At 60.1% G+C, this 22,639-nt stretch carries 22 protein-coding genes; 14 read left to right on the forward strand and 8 right to left on the reverse strand.

What is annotated here, in order from left to right; all coding sequences use genetic code 11:
• The 5 genes from JNM42_RS13640 to JNM42_RS13660 all read right to left on the reverse strand — a co-directional run.
• A partial coding sequence (locus tag JNM42_RS13640) for a hypothetical protein (RefSeq protein WP_294270976.1) occupies positions 1-633 on the reverse strand: 633 nt, incomplete at its 3' end.
• A 590-nt stretch (positions 634-1,223) separates the two neighbouring features.
• Positions 1,224-1,679: a type II toxin-antitoxin system HicB family antitoxin gene (locus JNM42_RS13645; RefSeq protein ID WP_294270980.1), complete on the reverse strand. Its 456-nt coding sequence runs from the start codon at positions 1,677-1,679 to the stop codon at positions 1,224-1,226.
• Complete coding sequence (locus JNM42_RS13650) at positions 1,676-1,879, reverse strand: type II toxin-antitoxin system HicA family toxin (protein ID WP_294270983.1); 204 nt, start codon at positions 1,877-1,879, stop codon at positions 1,676-1,678. Before JNM42_RS13650 ends, JNM42_RS13645 begins: the two co-directional genes overlap by 4 nt.
• A gap of 190 nt (positions 1,880-2,069) precedes the next feature.
• Entirely contained in the window at positions 2,070-2,249 is a 180-nt protein-coding gene (locus JNM42_RS13655) for a hypothetical protein (RefSeq protein ID WP_294270986.1), read from the reverse strand.
• A 681-nt stretch (positions 2,250-2,930) separates the two neighbouring features.
• Positions 2,931-3,716, reverse strand: a complete 786-nt coding sequence (locus JNM42_RS13660; RefSeq protein WP_294270989.1) for a DUF4198 domain-containing protein — start codon at positions 3,714-3,716, stop codon at positions 2,931-2,933.
• Positions 3,717-4,102: 386 nt separating this feature from the next.
• Between JNM42_RS13660 and JNM42_RS13665 the strand changes: the two genes are divergently transcribed.
• Both JNM42_RS13665 and JNM42_RS13670 read left to right on the forward strand, forming a co-directional pair.
• Complete coding sequence (locus JNM42_RS13665) at positions 4,103-5,659, forward strand: DUF4331 domain-containing protein (protein ID WP_294270995.1); 1,557 nt, start codon at positions 4,103-4,105, stop codon at positions 5,657-5,659.
• A 31-nt stretch (positions 5,660-5,690) separates the two neighbouring features.
• Positions 5,691-6,245 carry a PEP-CTERM sorting domain-containing protein gene (locus JNM42_RS13670; protein ID WP_294270999.1) on the forward strand — a complete coding sequence of 185 codons (555 nt, stop codon included), beginning with the start codon at positions 5,691-5,693 and terminating at the stop codon, positions 6,243-6,245.
• Here JNM42_RS13670 and JNM42_RS13675 read toward each other — a convergent pair.
• Together JNM42_RS13675 and JNM42_RS13680 are read right to left on the reverse strand one after the other, a co-directional pair.
• On the reverse strand, positions 6,239-6,562 hold the full coding sequence (locus tag JNM42_RS13675; RefSeq protein ID WP_366504446.1) for a hypothetical protein: 324 nt from the start codon (positions 6,560-6,562) through the stop codon (positions 6,239-6,241). The genes JNM42_RS13670 and JNM42_RS13675 overlap by 7 nt on opposite strands.
• A 483-nt stretch (positions 6,563-7,045) precedes the next feature.
• Positions 7,046-7,558: a cupredoxin family protein gene (locus JNM42_RS13680; RefSeq protein ID WP_294271004.1), complete on the reverse strand. Its 513-nt coding sequence runs from the start codon at positions 7,556-7,558 to the stop codon at positions 7,046-7,048.
• Positions 7,559-7,794: 236 nt separating this feature from the next.
• Between JNM42_RS13680 and JNM42_RS13685 the strand changes: the two genes are divergently transcribed.
• The 8 genes from JNM42_RS13685 (at position 7,795) to JNM42_RS13720 (ending at position 14,288) form a co-directional block, all read left to right on the forward strand.
• Entirely contained in the window at positions 7,795-8,490 is a 696-nt protein-coding gene (locus JNM42_RS13685) for a heavy metal response regulator transcription factor (protein WP_294271009.1), read from the forward strand.
• The gene (locus JNM42_RS13690) at positions 8,481-9,881 is read left to right on the forward strand and encodes a heavy metal sensor histidine kinase (protein ID WP_294271012.1); all 1,401 of its coding nucleotides are present in this window, start codon (positions 8,481-8,483) and stop codon (positions 9,879-9,881) included. The genes JNM42_RS13685 and JNM42_RS13690 overlap by 10 nt, the downstream gene beginning before the upstream one ends.
• 157 nt (positions 9,882-10,038) lie before the next feature.
• A complete protein-coding gene (tsaB, locus tag JNM42_RS13695; protein ID WP_294271020.1) occupies positions 10,039-10,716 on the forward strand; it encodes a tRNA (adenosine(37)-N6)-threonylcarbamoyltransferase complex dimerization subunit type 1 TsaB in 678 nt (225 codons plus the stop codon).
• Positions 10,717-10,755: 39 nt separating this feature from the next.
• On the forward strand, positions 10,756-11,193 hold the full coding sequence (rimI, locus tag JNM42_RS13700) for a ribosomal protein S18-alanine N-acetyltransferase (RefSeq protein ID WP_294271025.1): 438 nt from the start codon (positions 10,756-10,758) through the stop codon (positions 11,191-11,193).
• On the forward strand, positions 11,190-11,987 hold the full coding sequence (locus tag JNM42_RS13705) for a uracil-DNA glycosylase (RefSeq protein ID WP_294271029.1): 798 nt from the start codon (positions 11,190-11,192) through the stop codon (positions 11,985-11,987). The genes rimI and JNM42_RS13705 overlap by 4 nt, the downstream gene beginning before the upstream one ends.
• A 217-nt stretch (positions 11,988-12,204) precedes the next feature.
• Entirely contained in the window at positions 12,205-12,897 is a 693-nt protein-coding gene (locus JNM42_RS13710; RefSeq protein ID WP_294271031.1) for a LemA family protein, read from the forward strand.
• Between the two features lie 3 nt (positions 12,898-12,900).
• A complete protein-coding gene (locus tag JNM42_RS13715) occupies positions 12,901-13,791 on the forward strand; it encodes a YgcG family protein (RefSeq protein ID WP_294271033.1) in 891 nt (296 codons plus the stop codon).
• Entirely contained in the window at positions 13,791-14,288 is a 498-nt protein-coding gene (locus JNM42_RS13720; RefSeq protein ID WP_294271036.1) for a TPM domain-containing protein, read from the forward strand. The genes JNM42_RS13715 and JNM42_RS13720 overlap by 1 nt, the downstream gene beginning before the upstream one ends.
• Positions 14,289-14,317: 29 nt before the next feature.
• Here the strand turns inward: JNM42_RS13720 and lplT are convergent, their stop codons facing one another.
• On the reverse strand, positions 14,318-15,580 hold the full coding sequence (lplT, locus tag JNM42_RS13725; RefSeq protein WP_294271039.1) for a lysophospholipid transporter LplT: 1,263 nt from the start codon (positions 15,578-15,580) through the stop codon (positions 14,318-14,320).
• Positions 15,581-15,753: 173 nt separating this feature from the next.
• On the opposite strand from lplT, the gene alr reads away from it, so the two are divergent.
• The 4 genes from alr to JNM42_RS13745 form a co-directional block, all read left to right on the forward strand.
• Complete coding sequence (alr, locus tag JNM42_RS13730) at positions 15,754-16,842, forward strand: alanine racemase (RefSeq protein WP_294271042.1); 1,089 nt, start codon at positions 15,754-15,756, stop codon at positions 16,840-16,842.
• 232 nt (positions 16,843-17,074) lie between these two features.
• Entirely contained in the window at positions 17,075-18,718 is a 1,644-nt protein-coding gene (locus JNM42_RS13735; RefSeq protein WP_294271045.1) for an acyl-CoA synthetase, read from the forward strand.
• Positions 18,719-18,760: 42 nt separating this feature from the next.
• Positions 18,761-20,125, forward strand: coding sequence for a DNA repair protein RadA (gene radA, locus JNM42_RS13740; protein WP_294271048.1), 1,365 nt, complete (start codon positions 18,761-18,763; stop codon positions 20,123-20,125).
• A gap of 87 nt (positions 20,126-20,212) precedes the next feature.
• A partial coding sequence (locus JNM42_RS13745) for an FtsX-like permease family protein (RefSeq protein ID WP_294271051.1) occupies positions 20,213-22,639 on the forward strand: 2,427 nt, incomplete at its 3' end.

Genomic DNA, 22,639 nt, shown 5'->3' on the forward strand with positions numbered 1-22,639 from the left:
CAGAATCCCGAGAGCGGCACTATTGGCGTAACACAGGCGATGGTGGTCGCTTATGAGCACGACGGGGGCACGCAAACGACTTAGGAGTTCAGCCCCGAGGCTCACCAGCGGTGCCCTTTCCCGGTGGATACGGTCGAGACGCATGGCTTGGGCCAGATGCTTCGCCAGGCGCTTGCAACATGTGATCTCGCCCTGATCCAGGGGCTGCGAAAGCCGACCACGGTGCACACCGAGCATGACGACTTCGCTGCCTACGCTGAAGAGTTGCGTACCGCTGACATAGCGGCCGCCGTGGGGTATCAGGAAATCCTGGTAGAAAGCGCTTCGCGCGACAAAGGCCTCGTCGAAGTGCTCATGGCAGTTGGCCCATTCCCCTTCGCCGAGATCCATGACCAGCCTCGCCCGCGGGTCGGACTTATGCCAATTGCACAGGTAGTCGAGCACCGCTTCGGGTGTGCAGGGACCCGCCTCGTAGCTGAAGGTAACGGCCAAGCGTGAAAAATCGATACCCTGAACCTGAATGAGCCAGGCGTCCATGAGACTCTGGAAGGACTTGAGCGCCTCGCCCCACGCCAGTTGGCCGCTGGCCGCCTGGTAGAATCCGGTGACGATGTCGTCGAAAGCATCATCCATGGCACATTACTCCGTAATGGCAATTCAAAGTGGTTAGCGAATGTCGATCGCGACGTCTCAATCGGGAAGGGCAATTGACTCGAAATTGGACTCGAATGCGCATAATAATCAAAGAAATGCGGGTGCTGCGGAAGCGGTGGCAAATTTGTTACGGGCCCTGAGCTTTCCCCTGGGAAATGTGTCCGAATTGCAACACAGCTTGGCCAATATAAAGCTAAGCTGCGAGAGATGACCCTGCCACTGAAACTTCGTTTTCTCGCTATCACAAATACACCCTCGGCACGGACTTGAGGAACGGCAGTCGCCGGATGGTCGAGCAGGTCGTGCGTGCCAACGGAGCGCACGAGCGCCTGCCGGAACTGCTGGCCTTGCGCGCTTGACCCGATTCTCTGCTGCTCTCCATGTGTCTGGCTGTCGAGGTTCGCGCGTTCAAGGGTTTAAGGCCTATGCCCACATGGCGCAGCAGATCGCCTCTGTTTGCAGGCAGAACGAGGGCTGGATCAAGAGTACGGAAATGCGGTGAAGCCTTCTTGCAACCAGGCGTAGGGGCGAGCCAGCTCAGGGGGCAGGGCGGTCTTCAGGTAAGGGTTTCAGGTAGTCATGCTTGTGGCAATCGGCGAAACCTTCGTCACGCTTACTGACGCTCGTAATCCCAGTGCCGCCAGCGCGGCCTCAAGCTGAGAGAGTTTCGATTCGTGGTCAAGGTCGAGAATACGACGCACCTGACGCCCATCGATGCGGAGCAGTTCGCCTAACTGCGCTTGGGTCACGTCCTGCTCACACATCGCCTCATGAATCGCCAGCTTGAACGCGACACGCGGCGGTAATATGACCATTGGTTGTCCACGCTTTGCCTTGCTCGGCAGAGGTAATTGCCGACCCTCGTCAAGATAACTGGAAAGCGCCACCGTCAGAGCGTCTTGAGCGAGATCCAGCGCCTCGGCCTCGTTCGTGCCGGCGGTGATCGCTTCCGGTACATCGGCGAAAAATACGCCGACTTGCCCACCTTGATAGTGTTTCAGGGTGACGGGATAAGACATGTTCATTTTTGAATACTCCTCAAACGGGTATTGAGCTGCTTGCAAATATCGTCCAGAAACTCCGGGGCATAATCGGTATCGCCGTGCATTGGCACAGTCGTCTTCCGACCGTTGAGTTTGACCAGGAAATGTCCGCCGTTACCGCGATTCTTAATGATTTCCGCGCCGCAGGACTTCAAATATTTCAGGAACTGCTTTGTTTTCATGGAGCGAAGAATAGGACATATATGTCCTTATTACAAGGCTTGCGAGCAATTTTGTTGCTCGCGATTTGCGGCTACTGCGAATGGCGGGTATCGAAGGTACACCGGCCGCTCAATCCTAGCTTGGCTAGCCTGTGGCTATGTCCTTCGATGGCCGACAGCACTCATTGATATTCTAAACCTGTACGGCTGGTTACGCTGCGAATCTGCCCTTGTAGAGCAGGGTCTTGCCCCTGACGGTGCAGACCATGATCAAGGGCCGCATGTTCAGCCGTATGTCCGGGTGTTCGGTCGGGCTGAGCCTGATGGTGATCATGTCATTGTCGATCTTGAGGATGTCGGCGACGCTTGGCGCAGCGTCTGACGACTTCATTGCGCCGTGAGTTGTGCCAAAGTTGGGCGAAGTTCCCGAACAGTGTCAGCTTAGTCATGGTCAGCACAGCCATGGCCGTATTTATTCTTGTTCCATCGTCGTCTACTGGTGAAAGAGAGCAGGTTCTGCGCCTGGGAGCGGCCTTGTTTCCGGCGCCGACGACCTTGATCTTGCCGACCAACCCGGCTTCGTAGTGGCCCGGCAGGAGGCAGGCAAAGTCACACTTTCCCGACCGGCTGAAGGTCAAGTAGATTTCACCTTATTTGCCGGTAGGCACATGCGCAATGTAGCGTATCTGCGTGTTCATGAGGTTCCACACAGTATGCATTGCAAGTTCGTGACCGAAGCCTGTACGTTCAAATAAAAATGTACTCGGCACCACTGCCACGGTCGGCTTGAGACTGTCAACGGCCACTCAGAATTCTGGGGTACCGATCAAGACTATGCCAATTCAATGTTGCGAGACTTCGATGGCGAGCGTTGGCTTACCGAATGGCAATGGCTTGAGAAAACCGGCGATGCCCCGCTTATCCTGGCGCGCAACCAATGACTGAAATTACATACGTTCATGCTGAAGGCGCCGATGCCGCGTCCCGCCAGCGCCGATTTTCGGTAACCAAGTATCATGGCCATTCCCACACCGCGGCACGAAAGGAGCATGCCGATGAAATTCGTCGGCCGCTATCGGCTCGGCGCGACGAACAGCGACAGCGACACCCAGTCGCTGTCCCAGCGTGTCCCCGAGGCATCGCGCTGGCGCAGTTCGGTACCGCGGATCAGCCACCATCCGGGCTGCGGCAAGGAAATCCGCGCGCGGCCATCCGCGCCAGTGGCGACAAAGCCGCCCGTCACCTTGCGATCACGCACCGCGGCAAGCTGCAAACCCTCCAGCGGCAGCCCATTCTTCAGCACGCGCACCGGCAGGCTGTCGCCGGCAGTAAGGGCAGTGGGATCTGCCTCCGGCAGTATCTCGAACGTCGCGCCGCTCGGCGTTGACCACGCCGTCGCATCGTCACCGGAGCCAAAGCGGACGTAGGTCTTGGCATGCTTGACGAATCGCTCCTGCCAGCGCCGCGTCTGTCCGGCCGCGCTCCACGCCTTGCGCTGGGCCTCCGACGCGTTGATTTCGTCGAAGTAGATCTCGACGATGTGATCGTCGATCTCGACGTCGAGCGGTTCGACGGCCACCACCACTGCCGCGATGCCAGGCGCATGCGGCGCCAGGCGCAGAAGCAACTGTTCCGGCGTCACGCGCAGCACGCTCAAGGGATAGTGCACCCCTCCCAGGCGGAAGCTCGCGGCGGCGATGCGCTCGGGAGGGAACCCGCTCTCGGCGTCAGGAAACAAGTTGCCGCTTGACAGTCCGAGCGTGACTTCCGTGGGTTCGTCGTACCGTCCCCCATCCGGAAGCAACCAGGTATCGTGGGCATGGACGACAAGCGCCAGCATTGCGCCGGCAAGGCCCACGATGGCGCCGCGCCACCTTCGCGGTCCGATCGCCTGTCGTCCGGCGGCAGTGCAAACAGTCATCGCGCGCTATTCAAGGATAGGAAGGGTAGGAAGGATAGGAAACCCAATGGGCTTTCGGGGAGTATGGCTGACGCCGGGTGCAAGCGTCAATCGCCGATTTTGGGCCGGCATACGATGCGATTAATGAGCATGCAGTCAGCACAAACTTCAAATTCGCATGACCTCCGCATGACGTCTAAAAGAATGGTGCGATTTTTTTGCTGTTTCTGAATCCAGACTGACTTTTGCCACGTAAAGGGGTATGACGGCACTCGTATCGGGTGCTGCACGGCGCGGCCATTCCGGTTGGCCGGTAACTGCAAACATCTTTAAGGAGCCCTCTCATGAGCATTCGTTTGCCCTTGCGTAACAAGACGCTGATGGCGTTTACCGCGGCGGGTGTAGCCGCGCTAACGACACTGACCTGGATGCCGGCGCACGCTTCGAGCCACCGCGAAGCGCCGTTCATTACCACCCAGCCCAAGGTCGATGGAACCGACCTCTATCTGTTCAACAGTTACGAGGATGGGCGCTCGGGTTATGTCACGGTGCTCGCCAATTACCAACCGCTGCAGGATTCTTACGGCGGCCCCAATTATTTCAAGATGGACCCCAATGCGTTGTACGAGATTCACATCGACAACAATGGCGACGCAAAGGAAGATCTGACCTTTCAGTTCCGCTTCCAGAACAACTTCAGAGGCATCACCTTGCCGATCGGCGGCCAGAACGTCGCGATCCCCCTGACCCAGGCCGACCAGGTCAACGCACCCAACTCCGCGGCGCTCAATGTCAACGAAAAGTTCACGCTGACCCTGGTGCGGGGCGACCGCCGGACCGGCCAGGCAGCGCCTGTGAGCCGTGTCGGCACTGGCGCCACCAGCTTCGACAAGCCAGTTGACAATATCGGCACCAAGACGATTCCCAACTATGAGGCCTACGCCAACCAGCACATCCATCCGGTTAATATCCCGGGCTGCGCCACTCCGGGGCGCGTATTTGTGGGTCAGCGCCAGGACGGTTTCGCGGTCAACCTGGGCGTGATCTTCGACCTGGTGAATGCGCCGGTGGCGGTGATCACTGATCCGACGTTGATCAATGCGGCGCCGAACACGATCCTGGACAAAAACGTTACCACGCTGGCGCTCGAGATTCACAAAAGCTGCTTGCTGGCCGCCGGCAGTAACGACCCGGTGGTAGGCGCGTGGACCACGGCCAGTATCCGCCAGAGCCAGTTGGTCAACGCAAACCCGCCCAGCGGGCACCAAACCACTGTCAGTTATGGCGGCGCCTGGGTTCAGGTGTCCCGCCTTGGCATGCCGCTGGTCAATGAAGTGGTGATTGGTTTGCCCGATAAAGACCGGTTCAACAGCTCTTCGCCGCGAAACGACGGCCAGTTTGCTACCTACGTGACCAACCCCACGTTGCCGGCACTGCTGGAGATCGCACTCGCTCTGCCAGGAATAGCGCCCACCAACCTGCCGCGCGTTGATCTGGTGACGACCTTCCTGACTGGAATCGCCGGTCTCAACCAGCCAAAAGGCGTTGTGGCCTCGGAGATGCTGCGGCTCAATACTGCCATCCCGGCGGTACCGTTTGCCCAGCAGAACCGGCTCGGCATCGTGGGCAACATCCTGGCTAAAGGCACCGACAACGCCGGCTATCCGAACGGCCGCCGACCGAAGGACGACGTGGTCGACATTTCGCTGGTCGCTGTTATGGGCGGGCTGTGTATGGCCAATGGCAACACGGATGCGCTTAAGTTCGGTGCAGCCTGCAATCCGGACGCGGTGCCGCTGAAAGGCACCGCTTTCACATTGCATGACGCGGTGGACCAGGCCGTGCAACCCTTCCTGCCCGGTTTCCCGTACCTCAATACACCGCTGCCCGGTGCGCAATAAGTCCACTACCCATAACCCGGAGTAAACCATCATGAAAAAACTACTGACCAGCCTGGCCTGCGCCGCGGCGCTGTCCTTGACCGCCGGGGCGCAGGCGGCCATCGTGACCTTCGACTCGCCCGGCGTGATCGACATCGACAACACTACCAATGTGGCGACGTACCACGAAGCCGGCTTCCGGTTTGCCGGGGACGCTGCTTCGTACCTGCCAATCGATGGCATCGGGAGCGGCGGCACTGGAGGTCTTTTGGTGTTTGCCAACTCTACGCTCACTTTCACGGCCGGCGGCGGCTTGTTCAGCCTGCTCGCGCTGGACTATGGCCTCTTTGACCCCCAGGCCGCCGGTATGCTGGACATCCACGGTATATTTGGTGACAACAGCCAATTGACTGAGACGCGTCAGCTAGGCAACCTGCCGGGCTTTTCATTCCAGGGCTGGTCAAATTTGAAGGAAGTCAGCTTTAGCGCCAACGCCGATTTCGTTCTCGATAACGTGAGTGCCGTGCCGGAGCCAGGAAGCATGGCTTTACTATTGGCGGGCCTGCCCGTGCTTGTACTGGCCCGGCGCAGGCGCGTACGTTACTGAACCGCGATCAACCGAATGGACTGCGGGCAGGGTGCTGATTTGCGACACCGCCTGCCCAGAGGCCGTTTCAGTTGCGCGGCGAGATCACCGAGGCTGAGGTCGAGCAGGTACGCCAGGCTGGCCATTTCGCGTTGCCGGTGTTCGATCTTGCCAGGACATTGGTGCAACGCCAAGACCTGTGCACTGGACAGCGCCATGCCCATTGGGTCGGGAGCACCATCGGCGTGGGCGCAGGGCATATCGTTGTCAATGGATTGGGTCACGTGAGCGCGCTTGGCATTGCGCCGGCGCAGAAAGTCGAGCGCCCGACTGCTCACGACCGTTCCCACCAAGGCCGTGGGTGGACTCAGTGACCCGCGGTAACTTTCCGCCGTGCGCCAGATCGTCTTAAACGATTCCGGCAACACATCTTCGGCCCACAGTCGCGGTTGCTGACGATACGCACAGCAAGGCCCTACAGACGCGGCGAGCATGCGTCATACAACCATGTCGCCGGTTGCCCAAGTCAATCGCCGATTCCGGACCGGCATTGCCCCTGGCGGTGAAGGCCATGCTCATGGGCCGCATGTTCAGCCGTATGTCCATGTCTGTGATCGCTCTGCCTGTGATCTTGCCGTATCCTTGTCGATCTTGAGGAAACCGCCGACGCCTGGCGCGGCGTCTGCCGACTTCATAGCGCCGGGAGTTGTGCCAGAGCTGGGTGATGTTTCCGGACTGGGTCAGCGTGGTCAGGGTCGGCAAGGTTACGGCCAGTATTTTTGGCTTGTTTCATCGTCTTCCACTGGCTGGAGTGAGCAAGTTCAACGCCCAGGAGTGGCCTTGTTTCCGGCGGCGATGACCCTGATCCTGCCGACCATTCCGGCTTCGTAATGGCCCGGCAAGAGGCAGGCAAAGTCAAACTCTCCCGAGCGGTTGAAGGTCCAGATGATTTCACCTTGTTTGCCGGCAGGTACATGCGCCATGTACGGCTCGTCGTGCTCCATTTCGGGGAACTTCTTCATCAGGGCAGCGTGTTCATCCAGTTCCTTTTTTGTTCCGAGCACGAACTCGTGCCCGACCTGACCTTTGTTGATGGGCACCAAGCGTACCGTTTCGCCCTGTCTGACCTCGATGCGATCGGGCGTAAAGCGCATGTTGTCGGTCATCCTGATTTCGATGGTGCGCCTGGCGGCCCTGGCATCGCCTGCGATACCCCAGGCCTTTTGCTCATGCTTTACCGGGTCGGCCTGTTTGTGCCCGGCATCGCCATGCGCCAGGGCGATGGGGGGTGCCGCTGCAAGGATTGCCAGGATCAGTGCCTTCGCTGCGTTCATCGGCTTGTTCCTTTCAGTGAATGGAAGGCAGGTGTTTTCGGCTTTGCTCCTCCGTCAGAGCAAGCGTTGATAGTCATCCGCTAGCCTGCAACCTTCTGGCGGCTGATTCGCGTCATCATGCTTGTAACCAGGCAACAGAAGGCTGACTATTGGATTACATTTCTGTAATCTTTTCATCGGGGCGCTTGAAAAGAAGGAGAATCCAGCCTCAGTAGCAACGCCACAAGGGAGAAACAATGAAGATTCTGGTGGTGGAAGACGAACCCAAGACCGGCAGCTACCTGAAGCAGGGTCTGGTCGAAGCGGGCTTCGTGGTTGACCTGGCGAGCAATGGCGTGGACGGATTGCACCTGGCGTCAACCGAGTCCTATGCGCTGGCGATTCTCGATGTCATGCTCCCAGGTATCGACGGCTGGCAGGTCTTGCAGGGCATGCGCAAGGCCGGGAAGGAAATGCCAGTGCTGTTTCTGACGGCACGGGATCAGGTCGAGGACCGGGTCAAAGGGCTTGAGCTCGGAGCCGATGACTATCTGGTCAAGCCATTCGCCTTTTCGGAGTTGCTGGCCCGCGTCAGAACCCTGCTGCGTCGTGGCGGCAAGGCGAAGGATGCGGAGTATTTACGGGTCGCCGATCTGGAACTCGATCTGCTGCGTCGTCGCGTCACGCGTGCCGGCAAGCGCATCGACCTGACGGCCAAGGAATTCGTGCTGCTTGAGCTGTTGCTGCGGCGCCAGGGCGAGGTCCTGCCGCGTTCCTTGATTGCCTCGCAGGTCTGGGACATGAACTTCGACAGCGATACCAACGTAATTGAAGTCGCTGTGCGACGGCTGCGGGCTAAAGTCGACGATGACTTCGAGCCCCGGCTGATTCGTACCGTTCGCGGGATGGGCTACGTTCTGGACGATGTTGCGAAGGACGCGGCGTGCGATTGAAGCGTCCGGCCTCGATCACGCTGCGGCTGACGCTTCTCTTTTCCTTGGCGTCGACCGTGGTGCTGTTGTTGCTCGGTTACCTGGTCGGCGGCGCCGTCGAGCAGCATTTTGTCGAACAGGACATGGCCGTCCTCACCGGCAAACTCGATCTGACGCGGCATGCGCTGGAAAAAGTACGTTCGGAGAACGATCTGATCTCCATTCCGCAACAACTCGACGATTCGCTGGTCGGGCATCAGGGATTGGCGCTCGTGGTCGTGGCGCCCGACGGCCAGAAGCTGTTTGCCACCAGCGGCGCCGAGTTCCCGCAGATGCTGCTGGATAAACCGGTGCTGGCGGATTCCTTGCGCCCGGTTTTCTGGAAAACAGCCAGCAATGTTCCCTTTCGCGGGCTGGCGGCATTGGCCACTACGGGAATCAGGGACACGCCGCCGGCCATCATCGCCGTGGCAACCGATATTTCCCATCACGAACACTTCATGAGCTCATTCCGCATCACCTTGTGGTCTTTTGTGACGCTGGCGGCGTTAATGACCGGATTCCTCGGCTGGGTCGCCGTACGGCGCGGGCTTTACCCCTTGCAGGCGATCCGACTTAAAGCCGAGGGCATAACGGCGCAGAAACTCGATGACCGACTGGATGTCGATTCGGTCCCCGTTGAACTGGTGGATCTGGCAGAAACGCTGAATGCGATGCTGTCCCGGCTGGAGGATTCGTTCCGGCGATTGTCGGATTTCTCCTCGGATCTTGCTCATGAATTGCGAACCCCGGTCAGCAACCTGCTGACGCAAACGCAGGTCACTCTCTCCAGGCCAAGAACGCCTGAAGACTATCGGGATGTGCTGGTATCGAACGTCGAAGAATTCGAGCGGCTCTCGCGCATGATCTCCGACATGCTCTTTATCGCCAAAGCGGATGAAGGGCGCATCGTCCCCTCGCGGGAAAATATCGATCTTGAGCGCATTGCCGAGGATCTGATCGACTTCTACCGCCTGATTGCCGACGAAAAGAGCGTTACGCTGAGCCGTTCGGGCGCCGCTCAGGTGATCGGTGATCCGCTGATGTTGCGCAGGGCGATCAGCAATCTGATCTCGAATGCCATCAGGCATACGCCGAGCGGGGAAGGTATCCGCATCGCAATCGAGCCAGCCGATACGGGCCGCATCCGAATTGTCGTGACCAATGGCGGAGAAACGATTCCGCCAGCCCATTTGCCACGCCTGTTCGACCGTTTCTACCGTGTCGACCCTTCGCGTCATTGGCAGGGAACGCATTCCGGCCTGGGACTGGCGATCGTCAAATCGATTGTCGAAGCGCATGGCGGAGAAGTTTCGCTGGTCTCCGCAGCGGAAAAGACGTCCTTCATCATGGAGATACCACGCGGCGACTGAGACCTTTCCGGGCCGCGTCGGATGCAGGGAGGTTTCGTTATCTGCATCTCAGCAGGGCCTGTTGGGTTACGCTGGCGCTAACCCGACCTACGGGCTTTGCTCTCCGGCACTGCGCAGTCCTGCGACGAAGGGGGTCAGGGCGGGTAGAATACGCGTCATGAATATCCTCGCCCTTGAAACCGCCACCGACCCCGGTTCCATCGCACTCTGGTGTGATGGGGCGCTGCTTGCGCGAAGCTGCCCGCTCGGGCTTTCGAATTCGGAAACCCTGCTGCCGCTGGCCGCTTCGACCTTGCGCGAGGCCGGACTGGGCTTTGCCGACCTTGATGGAATCGCCTTCGGCATGGGGCCAGGCTCATTTACCGGCCTGCGCGTTGCCTGCGGCGTCGCCCAGGGCCTGGCTGTGGCACGTGATCTCCCGCTGATCGGCGTCGGTACGCTTGAGGCGATGGCGCTGGCCAGTGGCGGCGAACGGGTTATCGTGGCACTGGATGCGCGGATGGGGGAGGTATATTACGGCTTTTTTGAAGGGGGCGAGGTGCACGGCGAGATCGGTGTCTATTCACCCGAAGCGGTGCCCTTGCCCGAATCCGGGGGCTGGCTGGCCTGCGGCAACGGGCTGGCGGCGTATCCGCTGCTGCGCCAGCGGCTGTCTCCTTTTGTCGATGCCTGGCTTCCTGAATTGATGCCCAGCGCCGAGGCCGTTGCCCGGCTCGCCGCGCCGCGTCTTGAGCGCGGCGAACAGATCGATGCGGCCAAAGCCGCGCCGTTCTATGTGCGCAACAAGGTCGCCCGGACCGTAGCCGAGCGGCTGGCCGTAGGGGGCAGGGCCTGAATGGCTGCCGTGCTCGAACCGCGCATTGAGCTGAGGCCAATGAACGCTGTCGATCTCGATGACGTACTGGCCATCGAGTACCGCGTTTGTCCCTTACCCTGGGGTCGGGGCAATTTCACGGATTCGATGAACTGCGGCTACAGTTGCTGGGTCTGCCGCATTGATGGCGATCTGGTGGGTTATTTTGTGGTGATGCTGGCGGTCGATGAAGCCCATCTGCTTTCGATCGGTGTGGCCGAGAAACGTCAGGGAATGGGTTTCGGTGCGCGTCTGTTGCGTCACGCCATGGGGGTGGCTCGCGCCGGCGGGGCGAAAATCCTGCTGCTCGAAGTACGTCCCTCGAACGAAAAGGCATTGACGCTGTATCGGCATTTCGGGTTTCAGCAGATCGGCGTGCGTCGCGGCTACTATCCGGCTGACAAGGGACGTGAAGATGCGCTGGTGTTGACTCATGCGCTGGAGGAGGTGTTGGCATGAGCCTGAGCCGGAATCAGATGCTCGACGAGATGGGGCTGTCGCCGCAGTGGGTATTGCGCGAGCAGCCTGCTCTTGAGCGCGGAGAGGCGTCTGCTCCGGTGATCATCCCTGCGGCTTCACCCGGATCCAAACCGGCGCTGAGCGTCGAGACCCAGGCTTCATTGGCCCAATACGGACCTGAGCGCGCGCAGCAAATCGCCGGCCTGGGCTGGGATCAGTTGCGGCATAGCATTGCGGACTGCCGCGCCTGCGGGTTGTGTGCGCAGCGCAAACAGACGGTACCCGGTGTGGGTGACGAGCGCGCCGGCTGGCTGTTCATCGGCGAGGGGCCGGGAGCGGAAGAAGATGCACGCGGTGAGCCCTTTGTCGGCGTGGCTGGCAAGTTGCTCGATGCCATGCTGGCGGCCATCGACCTCAAGCGCGGTAATGATGTCTATATCGCCAACGCCGTGAAATGCCGTCCGCCGGGCAACCGCACGCCGGAAGCGTCTGAAATGGACGCTTGTGCGCCCTATCTGAAGCGCCAGATCGCTCTCATCGAGCCGCGGCTGATTGTACTGCTTGGCCGTGCTGCGGTTCATGCGCTGCTTGGCGAAGTGGGTTCTCTGGCCAGCCTGCGCGGGAAGCCTCTGGCATACCGTGACGGGAAGAATGAAATTCCGGTGATTGTGACCTATCACCCGGCGTATCTGTTGAGAACCTTGTCCGACAAGGCCAAGGCCTGGGAAGATCTGTGCCGTGCCCGCGCCTTGATGCGTCAGATATCCAGGGAACAGGCAGCGTCACCAGGGTAAATTTGTTCTAACAATCTTCAGTCATTCCGGCGCAAGCCGGAATCCGGATTCGTTCATCTGATCAAGATGTTAAAAGAAAGCTTTGATCAACGAACTGGATTCCGGGTCAAGCCCGGAATGAGCGCGAAGCCTGGCCTCGGCCCACGGTCGACTTGTAATTCAGTCAAGCATCACCATCTACACCTCACTTTGTTCATTCCTTCGTGGAGAAAATGTCATGCGCATCCGAATTCTTGCCCTCCTTGCCGTGTTGGTCAGCCTGCTTTCCGGCTGCGGCTACAATGCTTTTCAGACCGGCGACGAGGCAGTCAAATCGGCGTGGTCGGAAGTGGTCAACCAGTACCAGCGGCGGGCCGATCTGGTGCCCAATCTGGTCAGCACCGTCCAGGGCTACGCCAGCCATGAAAAAGACGTCCTGACGCAGGTCACGCAGGCGCGCGCGCAGGTGGGCGGCATTCAGGCCACCCCGGAGCTGATCAACAATCCCGAAGCCTTTGCCAAGTTCCAGCAGGCACAGGCCGGCCTTTCCAGTGCCTTGTCCCGCTTGCTGGTGGTCGCCGAAAATTATCCTAACCTGAAGGCCGATGCATCCTTCCGCGATTTGCAGGCGCAACTGGAAGGCACCGAGAACCGCATTACAGTGGCGCGCAATCGCTATATCAAGGCGGTTGAAGCGTACAACGTTTCGGTGCGCACCTTCCCGAACAATCTGACCGCGATGATCTTCGGCTATCAGGTCAAGCCCAACTTCAGCGTGGAAAACGAGAAGGCCATTTCAGTTGCACCGAAAGTCGACTTCTCGGCGCCTGCCCAGCGTGCACCTGCGCAGGGCACTGCACCTGCCCCCGCACCTATCGCCCTTCCGGCTCCGGCAGAGGGCGGCAAACCTGCACAATCGCCCGGTTACTGATTCATGTTCGCTCGTGGCTTGCGGCGAACACGCTGGCTGGCCGGTCTGTTTTTGCTCTTCATGGCCGTGCTGGCCGGGGCTCAGGCCGTGCTGCCGATTCCTCCACTGGGGGCGCGGGTGACTGACCTTACGGCAACGCTCTCGGCGGATCAACGCTCCCGGCTGGAAGAAAAAATCGCCGCTTTCGAGCGCCAGAAAGGTGCGCAGATCGCGGTTCTGATCGTGCCCAGCGTGCTCCCCGAAACCGTCACCGAGTACGCGCTGCGTGTCGTCGAGTCGTGGAAACTCGGGCGCAAGGGTGTCGACGATGGAGCCTTGCTGCTCGTTGCCAAGGACGACAGAAAAATGCGCATCGAAGTCGGCTACGGCCTGGAGGGTGCGCTCAACGATGCCACGGCCAAGCGCATCATCAGCGAAACGATCAGCCCGCGCTTCAAGCAGGGTGATTTCTATGGCGGGATCGATGCCGGACTGGAGGTCATGATCAAGGTGGCTGGTGGTGAGGCGCTTCCGGAGCCAAAGCAGGCGAGCAAGACGAACGAGGCGAGCGGCGGCATCGATTTTGAAACACTGATGTTCTTCGGGTTCATTCTGGTTTTCGTTGTCGGCGGCATTCTGCGCGCCATCTTCGGGCGCTTTCTGGCCGCCGGAGTGGTCGGCGGCGTGGCCGGCATCATCGCGTCGCTGATCCTTTCCTCTGTTCTGGTCGCCATCGTGGTCGGTGCTGTCGCCTTCATTGTTTCGCTGTTTGCCGGCATCAGCGGTGGAGGTGGCGGGATCGGTGGTGGGGGCTTCTCTTCCGGCGGTTCGTCCTGGGGCGGAGGTTCGGGCGGCGGCGGGTTTTCAGGCGGCGGCGGAAGCTTTGGCGGCGGCGGCGCCTCGGGAGACTGGTGATGCGAGCAGGCAGACTTTTTCGTCATATGCTGTGGCCCGACTGGTGGGTGCTGCGCGCCTTTCCACAACCGGTTCTGCGCACGATTGAACAGGCCATCACCGATTCCGAACGCACGCATCAGGGCGAGTTGCGCTTCGTTGTCGAAGCCAGCCTGCCGCTACATGGGCTGTTGAGCGATCAGTCACCACGGGCACGGGCGATCGAGTTGTTCGCACAGCTCGGGGTCTGGGACACCGAGCACAATAGCGGCGTACTGATCTACGTTCAATTGCTCGACCGCAGCGTCGAGATTGTTGCCGATCGGGGGATCGACGCCAGGGTCGACGAGGCATTCTGGAGTGCGGTCTGTCGTCGCATGGAGGCGGCATACAGGGAAGGGCGTTTTGAAAGCGGGTCGCTGCTCGCCCTGAAAGAGATCACGATGGCGCTTGCCGAGAATTTCCCGGCCTCCGGCGAAAACCCCGATGAACTGTCCAACGCGCCACTGATTCGTTGATGCGCTGATTTATTGTGCAAAGCGTCGGTTTAATGCGTGCCGTCGTCAAGGTGAATCACGTCGTCGTGTTCGCGCTGGTTGGCCTCATGGCGGCGCTTGACGAGCAACATGCTGGCGCTGACAAAGAGGCCGAACAGCGTAATGACCCAGTAAATCGAGAGGTCGATCTTGACCATCAGGTAATAAAGGCCGGTCATCATCAGGATCGACAGGTTCTCGTTGAAGTTCTGAACGGCGATTGAGTGCCCGGCACCCATCAGAATGTGGCCACGGTGCTGCAGCAGCGCATTCATCGGCACGACAAAGAAGCCGGAAAGTGCGCCAATGATGATCAACAGTGGAACGGCCAGCCATATGTGTTGAACAAAATTCATGACCAGCACGATGAGGCCCATCGCGATGCCCAGCGGTATCACGCGCAGCGATTTGCGCAAGGTGATCATTCTGGCCGCGCCGATGGCACCCAGCGCAACGCCGACCGCAACGACCCCTTGCAGCATGCTGGCCTTGGACAGGTCGAGTTGAAGTGCCACTTCTGCCCACTTGATGACGATGAACTGCAAGGTCGCACCGGCGCCCCAGAACAGGGTGGTTACCGCCAGCGATATTTGACCGAGACGGTCGCGCCAGAGCAGTGCCAGGCAGTGGTTGAATTCCCGAATCAGATACCACGGATTCTTGTGCAGCGGCTTGTGATCGACGCCGGTATCCGGAACGTAAAGGTTGAACACCGAGGCCAGCATGTAAAAGCCGCCAACGAAGCTGATGGCCATTTCGCTGACGGTTTCGACTCCGGTGTCGATATATGGAAAATCAAATGAAAGCAGGTTCTGTGCGATGGCCGGCTGGATCAAAACGCCGCCGATGAGAACCCCCAGAATGATCGCACCCACAGTCAGTCCTTCGATCCAGCCATTGGCCACGACGAGCAGGCGATGCGGCAGGTATTCGGTCAGGATGCCGTATTTGGCTGGCGAGTAGGCGGCGGCGCCGAGACCGACGACGGCGTAAGCCAGTAGCGGATGCACGGAAAAAAACATCATGCCGCAGCCGATGATCTTGATCGTATTGCTGATGAACATCACCCGCCATTTGGGCATCGAGTCAGCAAAAGCGCCGACAAAGGCCGCCAAAGCAACGTAGGAGACGGTAAAGAAGGTTTTAAGCAGCGGCTCATAGGCGCTGGGAGCATGCATTTCGCGCAGGGCGGCAATGGCAACAATGAGCAGCGCGTTGTCGGCGAGCGCGGAGAAGAACTGCGCCGCCATGATGAGGTAGAAGCCAAAGGGCATTGGGCAATCAGGTACTGCTCTTGTTGAGTGGCGAATTTATACCATGAAAGCGAGGAAGTTGTTAGCGCGCCGGAACTGCATTTTATCCGGTTGGGTCGTCCGTCTTGTGTTGAAGCTCAATGCGGTCGATACTCTCACTCCGTCAACCCAAGAGCCCAGGAATCATTCGTCCCATGCCGCGCCCGATTCAAGCCCGCATCGACCTTGCCGCACTTCGTCATAATTATCTGATTGCCAAAAGCCATGTGGCCGGCCATGGCAGAGCCGCCAGGGCGTGGGCCGTCGTCAAGGCCGATGCCTATGGCCATGGCCTGATGCGCGCCGCCATGGCGCTGGCCGAAGTGGCCGATGGTTATGCCCTGCTTGATCTGGAGGCCGCAGTGGCCTTGCGCGATGCAGGATTTCGCCAGCCCATTCTTCTGCTCGAGGGGTTTTTCGGGCCCGACGATCTGAGCACCTGCGCTGAATACGGGTTGATTCCATGCATTCACCGCATCGAGCAACTGCAAATGATCCACGCCGCCGCTTTGCCCTTGCGGCTACCGATCTATCTCAAGCTCAATACCGGGATGAACCGTCTTGGCTTCACGCCGGATCAGATGCCGGCCGTAAGACTCGTACTGACCAATTCATCGGCCCTAGGCGCCGTGACGCTGATGACGCATTTTGCCGAGGCCGATGGCGGGCGCGGTATTGACTGGCAACTTGAGCGTTTCGAGGCGATGAGGGAAGGCTGGCCCGCTGCTTGCCCCGTCTCACTGGCCAACTCGGCCGCCATCCTGCGTTACCCGCTGACAGCGCATGACTGGGTACGGCCGGGGATCATGCTTTACGGCGGCAGCCCCTTTGCCGACGCCGACGCCGCGAGCTTTGACCTGAAGCCGGTGATGACGCTACACAGCCGTATTCTGGCCGTACAGGAGATCGTGGCCGGTGAGCGGGTCGGTTACGGCGGCATCTTCGAAGCGCAGCAGCCCATGCGGGTCGGGGTTGTCGCCTGCGGCTATGCCGACGGCTATCCACGCCATGCGCCCAGCGGTACGCCGATTCTGGTGGCCGGTCAGCGCACGCAAACGCTGGGTCGGGTGTCGATGGACATGCTGGCCTGCGATCTGAGCAAGTTGCCGGATACCGGTGTCGACAGCCCGGTCGTACTGTGGGGTGAAGGATTGCCGGCCGACGAGGTCGCTGCCGCTGCCGGGACCATCAGCTATGAGCTTTTTTGCGCACTGGCTCGGCGCGTGCCGGTGGTCGAGGTTTAAGCTTTCGCGCCTTTCGTCATCAATTTTTTCTTGTGTTGCAATGCACGAGAACCAGCCCCGAACCTGAAGCCGGCTTTTGCTGCTCGAACTGAACGCTTCGGCATGGTTTTTCAAGTTTGCCAAAGACAACAACAGCAAATTATGCGATGCTGACACCCCCTGGGCAGCATCCTTGCTGGCTGACCCCGGTGGTAAGCCAACATCATTGACACTCATATCAAGGGAGCCGGAAATGCAGAACATTTACAAGCAGAATCTTGACAAGAACACGGCCAACTTCACACCGCTTTCACCTCTGACTTTCATTGAGCGCACGGCGTATATCTATCCCGAACGGACGGCAGTGATTCACGGCCAGCGCCGCTACACCTGGCTGGAAACCTTTACCCGCGCCCGTTGCCTGGCCTCGGCACTGGTCGCCCACGGCATCGTCGAGGGAGACACCGTGGCGGTGATGCTCAACAACACGCCGGAGATGGTCGAGTGCCACTTCGGCGTGCCAGTGACCGGCGCCGTACTGCATGCGTTCAATACGCGGCTTGATGCCGAAACGGTCGCCTTCATGCTTGAACACGGCGAAGCCAAGGTGCTGATCACTGATCGCGAGTATTCGGCCACCGTCAAGAAAGCTCTGTCCAATGTGCAGCACCGGATCCTGATCATTGATGTCGATGATCCCGAATACAGCGGTGCGGGCGAACGCCTTGGCACGATAGACTATGAGCAGTTCCTCGCCGGCGGAGACCCCGACTATCCGTGGCAAGGCCCGGCCGACGAGTGGAACGCCATCTCGCTCAACTATACCTCGGGAACCACCGGCAACCCGAAGGGCGTCGTCTATCACCATCGCGGCGCTTATCTCAATGCGATGAGCAACATCGTCAGTTGGGGCATGCCGGCACACTCGGTCTATTTGTGGACGCTGCCGATGTTTCACTGCAACGGCTGGTGCTTCGTGTGGACCATGGCTGCCAACGCCGGCACCAACGTATGTTTGCGCCGGGTCGACGCGAAGCTGATTTTCGACGCCATCCGCGATCACGGTGTGACCCATTACTGTGGTGCGCCTATCGTGCATAGCCTGATGGCCAATGCGCCGCCCGCGCTGCGTGCCGGTATCAAGCAAAAACTTGCCGGTCTGATCGCTGCCGCACCGCCTCCGGAAGCGGTGATCGAGCAGATGGCCAACATCGGCGTCGATCTGACGCACGTTTACGGTCTGACCGAAACCTACGGGCCGGCCGCCGTCTGCGCCAAACACAGCAATTGGGCCGATCAGCCCCTGGCCAGGCAGGTCGAACTGAACGCCAGACAAGGCGTGCGCTACCACGCACAGGAAGCGATTACCGTTCTCGATCCGTCGGACATGCAGCCGGTGCCTTGGGACGGCGAGACGATGGGCGAGATCATGTTCCGCGGCAACCTGGTCATGAAGGGCTACCTGAAGAATCAGAAAGCCACCGAGGAGTCGTTTGCCGGCGGTTGGTATCACACCGGCGACCTTGCCGTGATGAACCCGGACGGCTATGTGAAGATCAAGGATCGTTCAAAGGACGTGATCATTTCCGGTGGTGAAAACATCTCGTCGATCGAGGTCGAGGACGTGCTTTATCGCCACCCGGCGGTTATCGCCGCGGCCGTAGTGGCCACGCCCGACGAGAAATGGGGTGAGGTGCCCTGTGCCTTCCTTGAGTTGCGCGAGGGGGCGACGGTGAGCGAGGAGGAGATCATCGAATTCTGCCGTCAGAACATGGCCCGTTTCAAGGTGCCCAAGCGGGTGATCTTCAATCCTCTGCCGAGGACGTCGACCGGCAAGATCCAGAAGTACGTGCTGCGCCAACAGGCCAATTCCACCGCTGCAATCTCAGGTAACTAAAGAGGACGAATCAAGCCTGCTCCTTCCATCGGGTATCCCAGTTTGGCCAAGGCAAAAACCATCTATTCCTGCACCGAATGCGGTGCCAGCGTCCCCAGGTGGCAGGGGCAGTGCCCCGGTTGCGGCGTCTGGAATACCCTGGTCGAAACGCTTGCCGAAAGCGCTCAGGCCAACAACAGCCGCTTCGCGGCACTGGGCGGAACGGCCAGGCTGCAGACGCTCTCGGAGATCGAGGCGCGTGAAGAGGACAGGCTGCCGACCGGTATCGGCGAGTTTGACCGGGCGCTCGGTGGCGGGCTGGTGGCGGGCGGCGTCGTGCTGCTCGGCGGCGATCCGGGAATCGGCAAGAGTACCTTGCTCCTGCAGGCGCTCGCCGAACTGTCCGGCGCACACCACGTTCTTTATGTGAGTGGTGAGGAGTCCGGCCAGCAGATCGCCATGCGTGCCCGGCGGCTTTCGCTCGACAGCAAAAAGCTGAAGCTGCTGGCCGAAATCAATCTTGAAAAGATCCTCGCCACGCTGCAATCGGTCAAGCCGCAGGTGGCCGTCATCGACTCGATCCAGACGCTGTGGTCGGATCAGCTCAGTTCGGCGCCCGGATCGGTCGCCCAGGTGCGTGAATGCGCCGCGCAACTCACGCGGCTGGCCAAACAGACGGGAATCACCATCATCCTGGTCGGCCACGTGACCAAGGAGGGTGCCCTGGCCGGGCCGCGCGTACTGGAACACATCGTCGATACCGTGCTCTATTTCGAGGGTGACACGCATTCGAGCTTTCGCCTGATTCGTGCGGTGAAAAATCGCTACGGCGCGGTCAACGAAATCGGAGTTTTCGCGATGACCGACAAGGGGCTGAAGGGGGTGAATAACCCTTCGGCTATGTTTCTTTCGCAGCACGGTCAGGACGTTCCCGGCTCCTGCGTGCTGGTCACCCAGGAAGGAACGCGGCCGCTACTGGTCGAAATCCAGGCACTGGTCGACCAGTCGCACGGCAACCCGAGACGGCTGACGGTCGGCCTCGATGCACAGCGTCTGGCCATGTTGCTGGCTGTTGTGCACCGTCACGCGGGTATCGTCTGTTTCGATCAGGATGTTTTTGTCAACGCCGTCGGCGGTGTCAAGATCGTCGAGCCGGCCGCCGATCTCTCGGTGCTGTTGGCGATTGTTTCTTCATTAAAAAACAAACCATTACCGAAGAAACTTATAGTGTTTGGTGAGGTTGGTCTGGCCGGCGAAATCCGCCCCGCACCACGCGGTCAGGAGCGCCTCAAGGAAGCCGCCAAACTCGGTTTCACACGGGCGATGATCCCGGAGGCCAACAAGCCCAGGTACCCGATTGCCGGAATCGAGGTGATTGCCGTGCGCAGGGTTGACGAGGCGGTTGAGCGCTTGCGGGAGCTGGATTGACATGATTGATAAACATTATTCGACGCAGAGCGCGCAGAGATGGACAGGGCGTGTCGCCGATTTGCCTGATGAATTGGTGATCCCTTGATGGGCATGGGCTTTTTCCCCTTTGCCCTGCGCATGTTGCGCCGCGACGCGCGGGCAGGCGAACTTCGCCTGCTGGTGGCGGCGCTGGTGGTTGCCGTCGCGGCGCTGACCGCCGTCGGTTTTTTTGCCGACCGGGTCAAGCAGGCGCTTGAACGTGAGGCCAATCAACTGCTCGGTGCCGATCTGCTGCTGACGGCCGATCATCCCTGGCCGCCCAGAGTGGGCGCCGATGCGCGCGAGCGCGGCCTGGCGCTCGTTGAAACGCGTTCCTTTCCGAGCATGGTCACGCTCGGGCAGGGCGATGAGCTGCACGCCCAGTTGGCCGAGATCAAGGCCGTTTCAGACGGGTATCCGCTGCGCGGCAGCCTGCGTATCGCTCCCGGACGCAATGTGGCGGATGCGCCGGCCAGCGGTATTCCGGCGCCGGGAACGATCTGGGTCGACGAACGGCTGGCCTCGGCATTGTCGGCAAGCGTCGGAGATACCATCTCGGTAGGAAGGCAGTCGTTGCGCGTCGCCGCCGTATTGACCCTGGAACCGGATCGCGGCGTCAATTTCTTCAGCGTGGCGCCGCGTCTGTTGATGAATATCGCCGATCTCGAGGCGACCGGTCTGATCCAGCCGGGCAGCCGGATTACCTATCGTCTGCTGCTGGCGGGTGAGGGGCCCACAGTGAGTGCATTTCGTTCACAGGTCGAGAATGTTCTGCAGCGTGGCGAACGCATCGAGGACGCCCAGAATGCCCGTCCGGAAATCCGCGCGGCGCTCGAGCGGGCGCAAAAATTCCTCGGCCTTTCCGCCCTGTTGACCGTCGTTCTGGCCGCCGTTGCCGTCGCCCTGGCATCGCGTCGTTACATGCAGCGGCATCTTGACCCGTGTGCGGTGATGCGCTGTCTCGGTGCGACTCAGGGCTTTCTGTTAAAGGTCTATCTCTGCCAGTTTGCCCTGCTTGGCCTGCTCTCTGCCGTGCTCGGCTGTGTCATCGGCTATCTGGCGCATTTCGTCCTGCATGCCTGGCTGGCCCAACTGCTGACGACGCCACTGCCCCAACCCGGCCTGATGCCAGCGCTGCAAGGTAGTGTCATCGGCGTCATTCTGCTGTTCGGGTTTTCGCTGCCTCCTCTGCTCCAGCTCAAGCGTGTGTCGACACTGCGCGTTCTGCGCCGGGAGTTTTCCTCAGGCGCATTGCCGCCATCGGCTTTGCTTGGCAGTTACGCCCTGGGCTACACCGCGCTGGCTGGGTTGATGTTCTGGGTGGCTGGAGAAATCCGCCTTGGTGCCTACATCGTCGGCGGCTTTACTGCGGCAATGCTTCTTTTTGCACTGGTGGCGCGCGCGGCGATTCGTCTGGCTGCGCTGCTGCGCGGCGGTGCGCGTTCGCGAACGGGCCAGGGCGGTATCGGCTGGCGCTACGGCCTGGCCAGCCTTGAGCGACGCTCAGCGGCCAGTGTCGTGCAGATTGTCGCCCTGGCGCTGGGTTTCATGGCGCTGCTGTTGCTGACCGTTACGCGCAACGACCTGCTTGACGCCTGGCGTCGCGCCATACCCCCCGAGGCACCGAACCGCTTTGTAGTGAACATACAGCCCGATCAGCTTGACAGCGTTCGGCGTACCTTTGCCAACGATGGCGTGACTGCCGAGTTTGCGCCGATGGTGCGCGGGCGTCTGGCGCGGGTCAACGGAGTCGAGGTCGGCCCGGCAAGTTATGAGGACGATCGGGCCAAGCGCCTGATCGACCGCGAATTCAATCTCTCCTATCGCCAGGATTTGCCAGAGGGCAATGCGGTGACGGCAGGGCGCTGGTTTGCGGACAGCGATACGGCGCGTGGTGTGGCTTCGGTGGAGGAGGGGCTGGCTACAACCCTGGGCCTGAAAGTCGGTGATCGGCTTGAATTTGTCATCGGCGGAGAGACGGTTGAAATGCAGGTGCTGGGCCTGCGCAAGCTGAACTGGGATTCGATGCGGGTGAATTTCTTTGTGTTGACGCCACCTGCCGTTCTGGAACCGTATTCTGCAAGCTGGATCACGAGTTTCTACCTGGCGCCAGCCCAGGCCGACTTTGTCAATCGCCTGATTCGCGAGTTTCCCAACCTGACGGTGGTCGATGTGGCTGCGATCGTTCGCCAGTTGCAGGCGATCATGGATCAGGTGGCGCAAGCCGTTCAGTTCATATTTTTATTTACGCTTGTGGCCGGAATCATCGTTCTCTATGCGGCACTGGCCTCAGCGGCCGAAGAACGCCGCTACGAACTGGCCGTGATGCGCGCGCTGGGCGCACGACGCGAACAACTGCGACGCGCCTTGCTCGCCGAATTTGCCGCCATTGGCGGCCTGGCTGGCCTGATTGCCGCGTTCGGAGCGCTGGCGGTAGGTCAGTTTTTGGCGAACCGGGTATTTCAGTTCGAAGTGGCCATCGATTTCTGGTTG

This window comes from Propionivibrio sp. (assembly GCF_016790145.1).
Classification (GTDB): Bacteria; Pseudomonadota; Gammaproteobacteria; order Burkholderiales; family Rhodocyclaceae; genus Propionivibrio.

What these genes read in the sequence shown, in the direction of transcription:
- JNM42_RS13710 (WP_294271031.1), top strand. Translation starts at nt 12,205, where the DNA reads ATGCGCATCCGAATTCTTGCCCTCCTTGCCGTGTTGGTCAGCCTGCTT.
- JNM42_RS13715 (WP_294271033.1), top strand. Translation starts at nt 12,901, where the DNA reads ATGTTCGCTCGTGGCTTGCGGCGAACACGCTGGCTGGCCGGTCTGTTT.
- JNM42_RS13655 (WP_294270986.1), bottom strand. Translation starts at nt 2,249, where the DNA reads ATGAAGTCGTCAGACGCTGCGCCAAGCGTCGCCGACATCCTCAAGATC.
- JNM42_RS13670 (WP_294270999.1), top strand. Translation starts at nt 5,691, where the DNA reads ATGAAAAAACTACTGACCAGCCTGGCCTGCGCCGCGGCGCTGTCCTTG.
- tsaB (WP_294271020.1), top strand. Translation starts at nt 10,039, where the DNA reads ATGAATATCCTCGCCCTTGAAACCGCCACCGACCCCGGTTCCATCGCA.
- alr (WP_294271042.1), top strand. Translation starts at nt 15,754, where the DNA reads ATGCCGCGCCCGATTCAAGCCCGCATCGACCTTGCCGCACTTCGTCAT.
- JNM42_RS13650 (WP_294270983.1), bottom strand. Translation starts at nt 1,879, where the DNA reads ATGAAAACAAAGCAGTTCCTGAAATATTTGAAGTCCTGCGGCGCGGAA.
- JNM42_RS13735 (WP_294271045.1), top strand. Translation starts at nt 17,075, where the DNA reads ATGCAGAACATTTACAAGCAGAATCTTGACAAGAACACGGCCAACTTC.
- JNM42_RS13705 (WP_294271029.1), top strand. Translation starts at nt 11,190, where the DNA reads ATGAGCCTGAGCCGGAATCAGATGCTCGACGAGATGGGGCTGTCGCCG.
- JNM42_RS13645 (WP_294270980.1), bottom strand. Translation starts at nt 1,679, where the DNA reads ATGAACATGTCTTATCCCGTCACCCTGAAACACTATCAAGGTGGGCAA.
- JNM42_RS13685 (WP_294271009.1), top strand. Translation starts at nt 7,795, where the DNA reads ATGAAGATTCTGGTGGTGGAAGACGAACCCAAGACCGGCAGCTACCTG.
- JNM42_RS13680 (WP_294271004.1), bottom strand. Translation starts at nt 7,558, where the DNA reads ATGAACGCAGCGAAGGCACTGATCCTGGCAATCCTTGCAGCGGCACCC.
- lplT (WP_294271039.1), bottom strand. Translation starts at nt 15,580, where the DNA reads ATGCCCTTTGGCTTCTACCTCATCATGGCGGCGCAGTTCTTCTCCGCG.
- JNM42_RS13720 (WP_294271036.1), top strand. Translation starts at nt 13,791, where the DNA reads ATGCGAGCAGGCAGACTTTTTCGTCATATGCTGTGGCCCGACTGGTGG.
- JNM42_RS13665 (WP_294270995.1), top strand. Translation starts at nt 4,103, where the DNA reads ATGAGCATTCGTTTGCCCTTGCGTAACAAGACGCTGATGGCGTTTACC.
- rimI (WP_294271025.1), top strand. Translation starts at nt 10,756, where the DNA reads ATGAACGCTGTCGATCTCGATGACGTACTGGCCATCGAGTACCGCGTT.